Genomic DNA, 13,449 nt, shown 5'->3' with positions numbered 1-13,449 from the left:
TTCATGAACGATTTTGACGACTCCTACCGTGCCATGCCCGTCGGCGTGATTGCGGCAAGTTTTGCCGTAACCATGCTTGTCGATTTCATGCCTTTTCCCTTTGATGGCTTTTTCTGGTTGCCGGAACTGACCGCGCTGATGCTTCTTTATTGGTCTATGCACCATCCTCAACGTGTCGGCATGGGCATTGCGTTTTTACTCGGCTTGATAGTAGATGCTGCAACGGCAGCGACTTTGGGACTGCACGCATTGTCTTATACGGTCATGGTGTATTTCGTTTTGAACACGTGCCGTCAAATTATGCTCTACGGCCACATCATGCAGATCGGGGCGGTATTGGCAGCATTGTTCTGCCATCAGGCGGTATTGGTGGCGGCGCGTCTGTTCCTCAACAACCAAATCATCACTTGGCAAAGTTTTATTGCGCCGTTAACTGGTGCGCTGCTTTGGCCTTTCTTGAGCCAGTTGATGCTGATGCTGACCAATTTCTATCGCGCCAACAGATAACGTGAAACCATGTCTATACTGAATATTCTGAAACGTCGTCTGAAAAATGGCGGGAGCGGTAAAACACAGACTGCAAAGGCGGCGCAAGCCGATTCTTTATTGCGTCTGTTGGTGGCGTTTATCCTGATTGTGGTTTTGTTTGCCGCATTGGTGGCGCGGTTTGTTTATTTGCAGGTGTTCCGGCATGACGATTTTTCCGGACAAGCATCCAGCAACCGCATCACATTAATTCCAACTCCGCCCGTTCGCGGCGAAATCGTAGATGTCAACGGCGTACCGTTGGCAAAAAACTATCCCGTGTTTTCTCTGGAAGTCATCCCCAGCCGCATTGAAGGCAAGATGGAAGATGTCATCGAATCACTGTGGAAGTATGTCGATATTACGCCTACCGATTTGAAGCGTTTTTACAAATATCGCGAAAGCTACCGCAAATTTGAAAATATCCCGCTCAAGCTGCGCCTGACAGATGAAGAAGCGGCGAAATTGTCGGTACATCTGAATGAATTTAAAGGCATAGAAGTCAATTCGCGCACTTTCCGCGAGTATCCTTATGGCAAGCTGACTTCACACTTTTTAGGTTATATCGGGCGCATCAGCGACAAAGATCAGGAAATTTTGGAAGAAGAGGGCTTGACTGCGCTCTATCGCGGCAGCACGCACATCGGCAAATCGGGTCTGGAAAAATATTACGAACCGCAGCTTCATGGCGCGCCCGGCTATCAAGAAGTGGAAAAAGATGCTTACGGCAATATCGTACGCGTCTTGAAAAACGTACCGTCGCGCATGGGGCAAACTTTGCGTTTGGGCATGGACATCCGCATGCAACAAGAAGCGGACAACATATTGGGAGACAGGCGCGGGGCGATTGTCGCCATCAATCCGCAAGACGGTACGGTGTTGGCATTTGTTTCCAAACCTTCTTTCGATCCCAACCTCTTTATCGACGGCATCGACAGCGAAACTTGGAAAGCCTTGAATGACGACTGGAAAAAACCGTTGGTCAACCGCGTAACGCAAGGTTTGTATCCGCCGGGCTCGACGTTTAAGCCGTTTATGGGCATGGCTTTGCTGGAAAGCGGCAAAATTACCCAAACGACGGTCGTTCCTGCGCCCGGCGCATGGAGCATTCCCGGCAGCCGCCACGTTTTCCGAGATTCTGTACGCAGCGGTCACGGTTCGGCGAATTTGAGCAAGGCAATACAGGTATCGTCTGATACCTTTTTCTACCGCTTGGGCTACGAAATGGGCATAGACAAAGCGTCGCCGTATTTAGCGCAATTCGGGTTCGGCAAAAAAACCGGCATCGACCTGCCGAGCGAATATACAGGCGTTTTGCCCAGTCGCGAATGGAAGGCGAAACGCTTTGCCAAATCATCGGATCCTACTGCCAAAGAATGGCGCGCAGGCGAGATGGTCTCGGTCAGCATCGGGCAGGGTTACAACGCCTACACCCCGCTGCAAATGGCACATGCCACCGCTTCGCTCGCCAATGACGGCGTGGTTTATCAGCCGCATTTGGTGAAAGAGTTGTTGGATTTCGACAAACGCAAAATCACGCGCATCAACCCCAATCCCGAATACAAAATTCCGTTTAAACAAGACAATTTCGAATACGTCAAACAGGCGATGGAGAAAGTCTTGAAGCCGGGCGGGACGGCACACCGCATCGGCGGCGGTTTGGCTTACAGCATGGGCGGCAAAACAGGTACGGCACAGGTTGTGCAAATCAAGCAGGGCGGTCGTTACAACGCCTCAGCCTTGCGCGAGCAACATCGCGACCATGCGTGGTTTATCTCGTTTGCCCCCTTGGAAAAACCTGAAATCGCCATCGCTGTGATTCTGGAAAACGGCGGCTGGGGTGCATACGCCGCACCACTTGCCCGCAGCCTGACCGACTTTTATATGCTCAACGTCAAGCCGCAGCAGTTTTCAGACGACCCCGACGCAGGCGGAATGCCCGAACCACAACAACACCGCACACAACCCCAACCGCCGACCATATTCCAAAAAGCCTACGGTCTGAAACAGGAGGAAGCAAATCATGAATGAAACGGTCGGAATGTGGGCGAAAATCAAACGCATCGTATCTGCCCCGATAGACCCGTGGCTGTTTTTCCCCATGCTCGCCATCTACATCATGAGCCTGTTTTTGCTCTATTCGGCGGACGGGCAGGATTTCGGTCAGCTTGAACACAAAACCATGCACACCGTAACTGGCTTTGCGCTCCTATGGTTTGTCGCTTCCTTCAAGCCGCGTGATGCCGCGAAAGTGGCGCTGCCGATGTACCTGATTGGCGTGTTGCTGCTTGTCGCCGTCGAAGTTGCAGGCGTTACCGTCAATGGTTCTACGCGTTGGCTGGAGCTGGGTTTCACACGCATCCAGCCGTCCGAAATCATGAAAATCGTCCTGCCCATGACCGTTGCTTGGTATTTCCAACGGCACGAAGGTCGTCTGAAATGGTTTCACTACATCATCGCCATGCTTTTAATCCTGATTCCCGTTGCGCTGATTCTGAAACAGCCCGATTTGGGAACGGCGGTTTTGATTATGGCATCAGGTATTTTCATCGTCTTTTTCGCAGGTTTACCGTGGAAAGTCATCTTTGCCGCCATCGTTGCCTTCGTTGCCGCATTGCCGCTTTTGTGGAACTACGGGATGCACGACTATCAGAAAACCCGCGTCCTGACGCTGTTTGACCCAACGCAAGACCCTTTGGGCGCAGGCTACCATATCATTCAGTCCATGATTGCCATCGGTTCCGGCGGCGTTTGGGGGAAAGGCTGGCTCAACGGCACACAAACGCACTTGGATTACATTCCCGAGTCTACAACCGACTTCATTTTTGCCGTATATGGCGAAGAATTCGGTTTGATCGGCAACATCTTGCTGTTGCTGGTTTACCTCGTTATCCTGACGCGCGGACTGCTGATTGCCGCCAAAGCCCAATCGCTTTACAGCCGAACGCTTGCCGGCGCATTAACCATGACCTTTTTCTGCTATGCCTTTGTGAACATGGGCATGGTGAGCGGCATTTTGCCCGTTGTCGGCGTCCCTCTGCCGTTGGTCAGCTACGGCGGTACTGCAACGCTTTCCATCATGACAGTACTTGCGCTGCTGATGGGGATTTCCAGCGAACATAAAACCAAACGCCGCTACGAATTTAACGACAAAGCGGACGTAAACGTTTCTACAAAAAACAAATAAGGGAATGAAAAATGGAATTAGGTGTAGAAATCGGCAAACTTTTGGTTGCCTTCCTTGTATTGATTAACCCGTTCAGCGCGCTTTCGATTTACCTTGATTTGACACAGGATCACAGCACCAAAGAAAAACGCCGCATCGCCCGCACCGCTGCTCTCGCCGTCTTTATCGTCATTACCGTCTTCACATTGATGGGCGGGATGTTGTTGAAAATATTGGGCATCAGCGTCGGCTCTTTCCAAGTCGGCGGTGGTATTTTGGTATTGCTCATCGCCATCTCCATGATGAACGGCAACGACAACCCCGCCAAACAAAATATCGGTGGAGACAAGGAAGAGGGCGTCGTACAACATATCCAGAAAAACGCCAAGGCCATCGCCGTCGTTCCTGTCGCCATCCCCATCACCATCGGACCGGGCGGTATCTCCACCGTCATCATCTACGCTTCAGCCGCAAAAAATTACAGCGATATTGCTTTGATCCTCGCCGCAGGTTTCCTCGTCAGCCTGATTTGCTACGCCATCCTCGTTGTCGCCGGACGAATCAGCAAAAAACTGGGTACAACAGGGCTAACCATCCTAAACCGCATCATGGGCATGATGCTTGCCGCCGTCTCCGTAGAAATCATCGTTGCCGGATTGAAGTCCATTTTCCCGCAACTGGCAGGTTAGTTCATCAGGTTGTGCAGAAGGCAAAATTTACCGCGTATTTGTCTATCTTTATCAAGGGGAAGGTCGTCTGAAAATAGGTTTTGTGTTTTTAGACGACGTGTCCTGCAATATTCTTCAGTTGTCCCGACTTTGGATATATTGTCGAAACAATGCTTCATCAAAAATCTGAAATATTATGAAAAAACGCGATTTGATTTATACTGCTTTGCCTGCCTTTATGCTTGCTGCCTGTACGTCAACCAGCATACTGTATCCCGAGAGGCAGCCGCATTCATCATCTTCACCTTTAGAAACAATAGAAGCTACGAATACCCTTATTATTTTTTATGATTCGAAATCGGTTCGGAAAGGCTTATGAACGCAGTCCGCGAATATGGGGCAAAGATTGTTTATGAATATAGAAACTTCAATGGCATCGCAATCAAGCTGCCGAATGGCACGGATATGGAAAAAGCCGCCTCCCACTTCCGTACGGTCAAAGGCGTTTTGTCAGCCGAAGCGGATAGAAGGATGCAGCTTCATTCCGAACATAACGGATTGAGATAAAACGGGGCATTCTGTTTCTACTTTGCCATATAGACAATAAAGAAGGTCGTCTGAAACTTTGAGTCCAAGATTTCAGACGACCTTCTTGTATCGTGCCTGCATTTTATCTGCGGCAAAATGAAACGCGCTATATTTTGCCGGCTTATCCAATCATCAGGTTTTCGGCAGGGTAACGCCGGTTTGTCCCATGTATTTGCCGTTGCGGTCTTTGTAGGAAGTTTCGCAGATTTCGTCGCTCTCGAAGAAGAGGACTTGCGCCACGCCTTCGCCTGCGTAGATTTTGGCGGGCAGGGGGGTGGTGTTGGAAAACTCGAGAGTAACGTAGCCTTCCCATTCCGGCTCGAACGGGGTGACGTTGACGATGATGCCGCAGCGGGCGTAGGTGGATTTGCCCAAGCAGACGGTCAGGACATTGCGCGGGATGCGGAAGTATTCGACCGTGCGCGCCAGTGCGAAGGAATTGGGCGGGATGATGCAGCAGTCGTCTTCGACGGTAACGAAGTTTTTGGGGTCGAAGTTTTTGGGATCGACGATGGTGCTGTTGATGTTGGTGAAGATTTTAAATTCGTTGGCGCAGCGGATGTCGTAGCCGTAGCTGGACGTGCCGTAGGAGATGATGCGCTGTCCGTTGGCTTCTTTGATTTGGTTCGGCTCGAAGGGGTCGATCATGCCGAACTCTTCGCTCATGCGGCGTATCCATTTGTCGGACTTGATGCTCATAATGTTTTCCTTGTTTCTTGCGGTTTCAGACGACGTCTGCAGGGAGGTCGTCTGAAAATGTGGGACGGGGTTATTTGGTTTTGGGCAGTTTCACTTCTTTAATGATGCCGTTTTCGCATTTCATGATGAAGACGGTTTCGCCGTTTTGCGATGCGGTGAATTTGCCATGTGCCAGACCTTTTTTGAACGTGCCCGACAGTACCATGTTACGGAACTTGGTGCTGTTGGAATTGAACGGCTCGATGAAGGTTTCGCGGTTGACGGAGACGGTGTAAACGCCTTGTCCGTCGAATTTACCGTTTTTAAACGCGCCGGTGTAGCTGCGTCCGTCTTGGCAGCGCCATGTGCCTTTGCCGGCGGGTTTGCCGTCTTTGCCGACATCGCCGTCGTAGGTGCAGCCCGGCTCCTGATAGGAAGTCAGGACGGCGGCCGAGGCGGGGAGGGCGAACATAATGGCAAGCGGCAGGAATGCGAAGTGTTTAAACATAAAGGTTGTCCATTGGATGTAGGTTTCAGACGACCTTTTATAGTGGATTAAATTTAAACCAGTACGACGTTGCCTCGCCTTGCCGTACTATTTGTACTGTCTGCGGCTTCGTCGCCTTGTCCTGATTTAAATTTAATCCACTATATCGTGCAAAGGTCTTCTGAAAAATTAGTCTTGCCAGCCGCCCAAATAGGAAACCAGCTCTTCCAACATGGTGCTGACGGATTCCGCCATCAGGATTTGCGAAGCGAAGGCAAGGCTGGCGGCATCGTCGCCGTTGCTCTCGGCTTCTTCCTGCAATACGTCGAGATATTGGATGCGCTTGAGCGTGAAGTCTTGCGTGAGGATGAAGGCGATTTGTTCGCGCCATACCAAGCCGAGTTGGGTCACGGTTTTACCGTTTTTGACGTGTTGAACCACTTCATCGGCGGTTAAATCTTGTTTGGACACTTTGACGACGGGAACAACATCGCCCACGCCTTTGAGTTCGCAATCGCTATCCAATTCAAAACCGCCTTCGCAATGCCCTTGCAACAGCCACTCGGTCATCAGGGAAGAGGGCGATTGCTTGGTATTCGGCAGTGAGGCTTCCAAGCCGCCCAAGGCTTCGCGCAGCTTGGTCAGGATGTTTTCCGCTTTGGCGGAAGCCGCATTGTTGACGAGCAGATAGCCGTGGCGGGTGTTGAACACCGCTTCAGTACGGCTGCTACGGGTAAACGCGCGGGGCAGCAGGTCGTCTGTAATTTGCTCTTTAAGCTCTTGTTTTTCCTTGCGACCGACATTGCGGGCTTCATTGTTTTGAATTTCCGCCACCTTCTCTTCCAAAATATCGCGGATGACGCCGGCAGGCAGGACTTTTTCTTCTTTTTTCAGGGCAACGCGCAAAGTAAAATCGGCAGGGAAAACAAGTTCTGGGGAGAACGAAACCGGTGCGGCAAAGCCTTCGCTGGACCAGTCCAAACCTTGGCAGCGGGTAAATTCAGCCTCCGCAAGTTTGTCGGCAAGTACGTCCGCTTCGGGCAGCTTTTCTTTGTTGAGTGGATAAAAACTGATCTGCTTGAACCACATGGTTTGTTTTCCTTTTCATTAAAAGCGGCATTATACAGGCAAAGCCCATACAAAGATAAGGAGCAGAAGGGTCGTCTGAAACGAGTTTGACCATAAAAAACGCCAGACCCGTTGACAGCGTTTTAACGCTTATGTATAGTTCGCAACTCGGTTACGCGCCCATCGTCTAGAGGCCTAGGACACTGCCCTTTCACGGCGGCAACCGGGGTTCGAATCCCCGTGGGCGTGCCAGATTTTCAATAACCCCTTACTAGAAAATAGTAAGGGTTTATTTTTTTGTCTTTTGGGGATGGGTGGGGTTGGGGGCTGAGTGTTTTAATGTAGCCATTTTAGCAGGGCATCATTCTTCATATTTAGATAGATCGATACCTTTGCAATAACATAGGTTACTAAAATTTTATGCTCAATCTCATTTTCAAAATGCAAAACCTTTCTGATTTTTCCTACTTTTTGCTCAATATTAGGGAGGTTTTAGGCAATTGAAAATTTTTTGGCGCATTTTCATGCGTCAAATCTGGTTAACAGACTATTTATTGAGGGCGGCTGACGGGCTAAGTGTATCTGTTGCCGCCTAAAAGGCGATCAGGATGCCTTATTATCAGGTACCTGCAAGGAATTAAGGGAATATTTGGGTGGTACAGGAGGAGTGATTGATAATGGAAACAACTGAAAAACTGTGCTTAGGTTTCGGCTATTGGGTTGAAAGGTAAAAAAGCGGAATTCGCTAAGGTCTCAGGTCGTCTGAAAACGCTTACGCGTGTATTTTCAGACGACCTTTGTGCTTCCATTTACAGCCATTGCGCCAAGGATTCGGTATCCAAGTCCCATTGCCAGACGCCGTTGTCCGTGCCGTCCAATCCGCGTAGGAAGAGGTATCGAATGGCGATTTGGGGTAACGGTTTGCCGCGCAGTTTGAAGTAGCGGGCTACGGCGATGGCGTAGATGAGTGCTTGCAGGTAGTAGTGGTGGTCTGCTACGGCTTCGTTCATGGCTTGTTGCGTATAGGCTTCGGCGTTGTCGCCCAGATGGTTGGATTTGTAGTCGATGATGCACACGAGGTCGTCTGAATCTTGGCAAACCATGTCGATGAAGCCGTTGAGAAAGCCTTGTACATCTTGGAAATCCAATCTTTCTGCGGCTTCGATACATTCCGGCGGCAGTGAACTGTTTTCGCGGGCAAACCAGCGGCGCAGGTCATGGAGTTTGAAGTCTTCGGTGTAGAGGGTGAACCCCATTTCCGGAAGGCGGCGTTCGGGTGGGATTTCAGACAGGCTTTGTGCAGAAAGGCGCGTTTTACGGCAGGTCTCGAGCATTTGTTTGACGGCATCTGTCCAAAGCAGGTCGAAGCCGTAGCGGGTCAAGGTTTCGGCTATCAGGTTGCTTTGACTTTCGGCGCTTTGGGCAAAGTCGAATTTTTCCAACATTTCATGCAGGCAGACACCGGCATTGGCTCCGCGCGGGAAATGGTGGATGTCGGTGTTTGGGAGGTCGTCTGAAACGAGAAGAGCGGTTTCAGACGACCTTTCTGTGTCGGCGGCGGTTTCTGCGGGGTCGAGTGCGGGTTGTAATTCTTCGCGCTCATCGTCTCGGGTTTTGACTTGGCGGCTGAGACCGGTAAAGCTGGTATGCCGGATAAACTGAAATCCACGGGCGGGGATAACAGCGGCTTGATAGAGGTCGTCTGAAAGATGGCGGTTTTGCGCGGCTGCGGGTTGCGGCGCGTCTTCGGAAAAGCTGAAGTCGGTATGTTCGGGGGGATTTTTGAGGAAATGCAGCCAGTTGTTTTTCAGCATTTGCAGCTCGCCTAGGGCTTTGTTTGCTTTGCGTTCTTGGTCATGGGCCTGGCGGGTATCCGCCCGATTGCTGTCGGCGCTGCCTTCAAGCAGGTAGGCGAAAGGGGAATCTGCGGTATCGCCGCAATGTGCGGCATAGAGGACGAGCTGCTCTTCGGCGCGGGTCAGCGCGACGTAAAGCAGGCGCAGGCGTTCTGCCATTTCTTCGTCGGCAAGGTGGATGCGGTCTTCATCGTCAAGTTGCGTTTTGGCAAGCAGCTCGGTGGTGTGGTCGGCGGTGTGGAGGATTTGCCAATCGGCGGGCTTCATGTCTTTCGCGTCCCAAACGAAAGGGCAATAGACCAAAGGATATTGCAAACCTTTGGAGGCATGCATGGTCACGATTTTGACCAGCGCTTCATCGCTTTCAAGCCGTAAAAGCCCTGATTCGCCGACGGAACGGTCTTGCGCCAGACTGATTTGGTCGTTGAGCCATTGATGCAGGGCGGCGGGGCTGAGGCTTTGTCCTTCTTCTTCGGAGAGACACTCTAAAAGCTGATGGAAATTGGTGAGGCCGCGCTCGTCGCCGCGTGCGAGCAGTCCGGTTTCGATGCCGTGCAGCGAGGAGAAGTATTGCAGCGCGGCATAAATCCCACTTTTCCGCCAAATGGCGACGGATTCGGCGGAGGTGTTTATCCAGTTTAATAATTCGGCTTCGTTGCGGTTGAGTTGATACAGGGCTTGCGCGTCGTAGCCGAACAATGTGCCGGATAAGACGAAGCGCAGCGAGCCGATTTGTCCGGGATTGAGCCAATAATCCAACAGCGCGGCAAGGGCGAGGGCTTCGGGCGTGGTGAAAACCGATTCTCTTGAGAGCAAAACGCTTTGTATGCCGCGCGTTTTCAGCGCTTTTGCCACCATCACGCCTTCGTTAAACGTCCTGACCAAGACGGCAATATCGCCTGAAACGACCGGTCTGTCTTTGAATTTCAGACGACCTTCGGCAGCTTCGTTGAGCGTGTGGGCGATTTCGTCGGCGCAATATTCGGAGGCACGGCGGCGCAAGATGTCTTTGTTGAGCACTTCGTCGTCTTTGCCGTTGAGCCAGCGTATCTGTATGGCAGTTTGGGGCGGCGAAAGCCGGCTTTCGGAACGTGCGGCGCCGACTTCGGTATAGTCTATGCCGTCCAAGACGAAAGGGCGGTTTTTGCAGCGGAACAATGCGCCTATGCCGTTAATCAGTTTGGCATGGCTGCGGTAATTGGTCGCCAGCGTGTAGCTGTGTTGCGCGTCGGCTGCGGCTTGCAGATAGGCGTAAATGTCGGCGCCGCGAAAGCTGTAAATGGCTTGCTTGGGGTCGCCGACTAGGAATAAGGGCTTGTGTTGGCTGATGAAGATTTGTCGGAAAATCTCGTATTGCAGCGGATCGGTGTCTTGAAATTCGTCAATCAAGGCGATGCGCCAGTTCTGCGCTACTGCCTGAGCCAGCGAGTCTGCCTGCGGGTTGTCGGTCAGGGCGTCGTAAACATCCAGCAGCAAATCGTCGAAACCGCGTTCGCGTTTGGATTTTTTCTGTTCGCTCAGACTGGCATTAAGATGGTCGAGCAGGTCGAGATGGAGCAGGGTAAGCGTATCTTCTTCGGCTCGCACAATGGCAGCCGAATCTGCGCCGAGATTCGCCAATATCTGCAAATCGGCAAAGGCGGCAGCGTCGGGCGTATTGCCTTTTTTGACTTTGGACTCTAAAGCTTCTACGGCAAACATGGGCAGCTTTTCTGCCGTCGTTTTGCTAAAAGAAGGAAGGGCATCGGATTGGGAGGCGGATTGGAGCTCGAGAAAGACGGTTTTGAATGTTTTTTCTTGGTATGAGTTGCCATTTAATATCGAACGGATGCGCCAGAATGTTTCTTCCAAGGCGTCCAGTTTAGAACGCACTTTTTCCCATGTTTTCCGAAATTTTTCCTGCGCGGCGACTAAGTCTGTTTCGGGTCGTCTGAAAACCAAATACGGACGGCTGACGAACTTTTGTATTGCCGCCAGCATGGTTTGCGGCGTTTGGCGGCGTTCAAATACCAGCTTCGCTAGAATGGGATCATTGACGATGCGGTCGCGCCAAAAATCTTGGGCAGGAATCAGCAGGCGGTCGCGGTTGTCTTCAGTCAATTCGACATCCATAGGCGCGCGGCACAAAAATGCATAATCGCGCAAAATGCGTTGGCAGAATCCGTGAATGGTATAAATCGCGGCGTTGTCGAATTGTCCGATGGCAGCTTTGAGGCGGACAATCAGCCGCGCCCGACTTTCTTGAGCCAATGCCTGTTTGAGCAAGCCGGTTAGAAACACATCGCCCGGATGATTGTCTCGGCAATATGCTGCGAGGTCGTCTGAAAGATTGTCCGTATCCTCTACGCTTTCTAATGCCTGCAACACTTCGTCCAAACGCGCGCGCAAACGGGTTTTTAATTCCGCCGTCGCCGCTTTAGTAAAAGTAACGGTCAAAATGCTTTCAACCGGCATCTGCTCAAGCACGACCAAACGCGTGAACAAAGCCGCAATGCCGTAGGTTTTGCCCGTACCGGCAGAGGCTTCAATCAGATTGGTACCTGATATGGGGATGCTTAGGGGATCGAAGGCGGGAATGGAGGCGGTAGTGGGCATGATAAAAGGAGGATGAGTTAAGGAATAACAGGATACGGAGATAATTTTGCTCTTGCGCTTTAGATTGGTTCCCAATCTTCACCGTTTAAATCGGCTATAGTTTTCGCTATTGTTGAAGCGTTGTTGGATTTGTTGTCCGGCTTGCCGAGACGGACGATATTGTTCTGTCTTACCATCAGGTAATTTTATTCTGTGTATAGGGATACCAAAATGCTTGGTATTGGAGCATATAGTGGATTAACTTTAAACCAGTACGGCGTTGCCTCGCCTTGTCGTACTATCTGTACTGTCTGCGGCTTCGTCGCCTTGTCCTGATTTAAATTTAATCCACTATAACATTGGAATTGAAAAAAAGGTCGTCTGAAGACAGGTATTTTCCTAAACGGAGAAATGATTTTCAGACGACCTTTTTAAGCGGGGGCTTTTTCATCTAACTACGGTTGTTATTTGCCTATACCCGTGCCGCTTCCAATGCCTGCGCCAAGTCGGCAAGCAAATCATCGATATGCTCGATGCCCACGCTCAGGCGTACCATATCGGGGCTGACGCCTGCTGCGGCAAGTTCGGTATCGTCAAGCTGGCGGTGGGTAGTGGTGGCGGGATGGGTGGCAAGCGATTTGGCATCGCCGATATTTACCAAGCGCAAGAAGAGTTGCAGTGCGTCGATGAATTTTGCACCCGCTTCGCGTCCGCCTTTAATGCCGAAACTCAGCAAACCGGAGGCTTTGCCGCCGTAGTCGCGGTCGATTAAGTTTTTGTACGGGCTGTCAGGCAAGGCAGGATAGTTTACCCATTCGACCTGCGGGTGTTTCTTTAAGAATTCGGCTACTTTCAAGGCGTTTTCACAATGACGCTCCATGCGCAGGGCGAGGGTTTCCAAACCTTGTAGCAGTAAAAATGCGCTGTGCGGCGACAGGGCGGCACCGGTATTGCGCAGCGGGACGACGCGGGCGCGGGCGATGTATGCGGCCGCACCAAAATGCTCGCAGTAGTTTACTCCGTGGTAGGACGGGTCCGGCTGGTTGAAGGTTCGGTCAAAACGCGGATTGCCTGCCCATTGGAATTTGCCGCCGTCGATAATGGCACCGCCAATCGTTGTGCCGTGGCCGCCGATATATTTGGTCAGCGATTGGATAACGATGTCGGCGCCGTGTTCGATGGGGCGGAACAGCGTGGGCGTAGCGACGGTGTTGTCCACCATCAGTGGCAGCCCTTGAGCGTGTGCGGCTTGGGCAAATGCCTGAATATCGACAACATTGATGGCGGGATTGCCGATGGATTCGCAATACACCAGTTTGGTTCGGCTGTCGGTATTGGCGGAGATTTCTTCGGGTTTGGCAGGATCGATAAAGCGCACTTCTATGCCTTGGCGCGGCAGGCTGTGGGCAAAGAAATTGTATGTGCCGCCGTAGAGGGTTTTGGTTGCGATGATGTTGTCGCCTGCTTCAACCAATGTTTGAATGGCATAGGTGATTGCCGCCATACCGCTGGCAACAGCCAATGCGGCAATGCCTCCTTCCAAACGGGCGACACGTTCTTCCAACACGGCGGTGGTCGGATTCATGATGCGGGTGTAGATATTGCCCGCAACGTCAAGGTTAAACAGGTCTGCGCCATGCTGCGTGTTGTCGAAAGTGTAGGAAGTGGTTTGGTAAATCGGGACGGCAGCGGATTTGGTGGTCGGTTCGGATTGATAGCCTGCGTGTAGGGCGATAGTTTCCCGTTTCATATGAATATCCTTGTAGTGAATTAAACATTGATATAGTGGATTAACTTTAAACCAGTACGGCGTTGCCTCGCCTTGCCGTACTATCTGTA

Annotated in this window: 10 protein-coding genes, 1 tRNA gene and 1 pseudogene; 6 read left to right on the top strand and 6 right to left on the bottom strand. The window is 51.4% G+C overall.

Annotation, left to right across the window (positions count from 1 at the left end; all coding sequences use genetic code 11):
* Nucleotides 1–3 precede the first annotated feature (3 nt).
* From mreD to DBY90_RS13380, 5 genes are all read left to right on the top strand, one after another.
* Nucleotides 4–507 carry a rod shape-determining protein MreD gene (mreD, locus tag DBY90_RS09490; RefSeq protein WP_070492788.1) on the top strand — a complete coding sequence of 168 codons (504 nt, stop codon included), beginning with the start codon at nt 4–6 and terminating at the stop codon, nt 505–507.
* A gap of 9 nt (nt 508–516) precedes the next feature.
* Nucleotides 517–2,556 (top strand): penicillin-binding protein 2, encoded by a 2,040-nt coding sequence (gene mrdA / locus DBY90_RS09485; protein WP_070492787.1) that lies wholly within the window; start codon nt 517–519, stop codon nt 2,554–2,556.
* Entirely contained in the window at nt 2,549–3,712 is a 1,164-nt protein-coding gene (gene rodA / locus DBY90_RS09480) for a rod shape-determining protein RodA (protein WP_070492786.1), read from the top strand. Before mrdA ends, rodA begins: the two co-directional genes overlap by 8 nt.
* A gap of 11 nt (nt 3,713–3,723) precedes the next feature.
* Nucleotides 3,724–4,380 (top strand): MarC family protein, encoded by a 657-nt coding sequence (locus DBY90_RS09475; RefSeq protein ID WP_107812589.1) that lies wholly within the window; start codon nt 3,724–3,726, stop codon nt 4,378–4,380.
* A 354-nt stretch (nt 4,381–4,734) separates the two neighbouring features.
* Nucleotides 4,735–4,926, top strand: coding sequence for a hypothetical protein (locus tag DBY90_RS13380; protein WP_234405128.1), 192 nt, complete (start codon nt 4,735–4,737; stop codon nt 4,924–4,926).
* Nucleotides 4,927–5,079: 153 nt separating this feature from the next.
* Here the strand turns inward: DBY90_RS13380 and dcd are convergent, their stop codons facing one another.
* The 4 genes and pseudogenes from dcd to DBY90_RS09455 form a co-directional block, all read right to left on the bottom strand.
* Nucleotides 5,080–5,646 carry a dCTP deaminase gene (dcd, locus tag DBY90_RS09465; protein WP_003741335.1) on the bottom strand — a complete coding sequence of 189 codons (567 nt, stop codon included), beginning with the start codon at nt 5,644–5,646 and terminating at the stop codon, nt 5,080–5,082.
* 70 nt (nt 5,647–5,716) lie between these two features.
* Entirely contained in the window at nt 5,717–6,133 is a 417-nt protein-coding gene (locus DBY90_RS09460) for an MORN repeat-containing protein (RefSeq protein WP_070492784.1), read from the bottom strand.
* A gap of 40 nt (nt 6,134–6,173) precedes the next feature.
* Nucleotides 6,174–6,281: pseudogene (locus DBY90_RS12955) on the bottom strand (IS5/IS1182 family transposase); the annotation flags it as partial.
* A 20-nt stretch (nt 6,282–6,301) separates the two neighbouring features.
* Complete coding sequence (locus DBY90_RS09455; RefSeq protein WP_009312388.1) at nt 6,302–7,201, bottom strand: recombination-associated protein RdgC; 900 nt, start codon at nt 7,199–7,201, stop codon at nt 6,302–6,304.
* 155 nt (nt 7,202–7,356) lie between these two features.
* Between DBY90_RS09455 and DBY90_RS09450 the strand changes: the two genes are divergently transcribed.
* Nucleotides 7,357–7,432, top strand: a tRNA-Glu gene (locus DBY90_RS09450).
* A gap of 557 nt (nt 7,433–7,989) precedes the next feature.
* Here the strand turns inward: DBY90_RS09450 and recB are convergent.
* Nucleotides 7,990–11,631 carry an exodeoxyribonuclease V subunit beta gene (gene recB / locus DBY90_RS09445; RefSeq protein ID WP_070492680.1) on the bottom strand — a complete coding sequence of 1,214 codons (3,642 nt, stop codon included), beginning with the start codon at nt 11,629–11,631 and terminating at the stop codon, nt 7,990–7,992.
* Between the two features lie 451 nt (nt 11,632–12,082).
* On the bottom strand, nt 12,083–13,360 hold the full coding sequence (locus DBY90_RS09435; protein WP_070491325.1) for an O-acetylhomoserine aminocarboxypropyltransferase/cysteine synthase family protein: 1,278 nt from the start codon (nt 13,358–13,360) through the stop codon (nt 12,083–12,085).
* Nucleotides 13,361–13,449 lie beyond the last annotated feature (89 nt).

Source organism: Neisseria mucosa, assembly GCF_003044445.1.
GTDB lineage: Bacteria > Pseudomonadota > Gammaproteobacteria > Burkholderiales > Neisseriaceae > Neisseria > Neisseria mucosa_A.
This window is presented reverse-complemented; position numbering and strand designations above follow the sequence as displayed.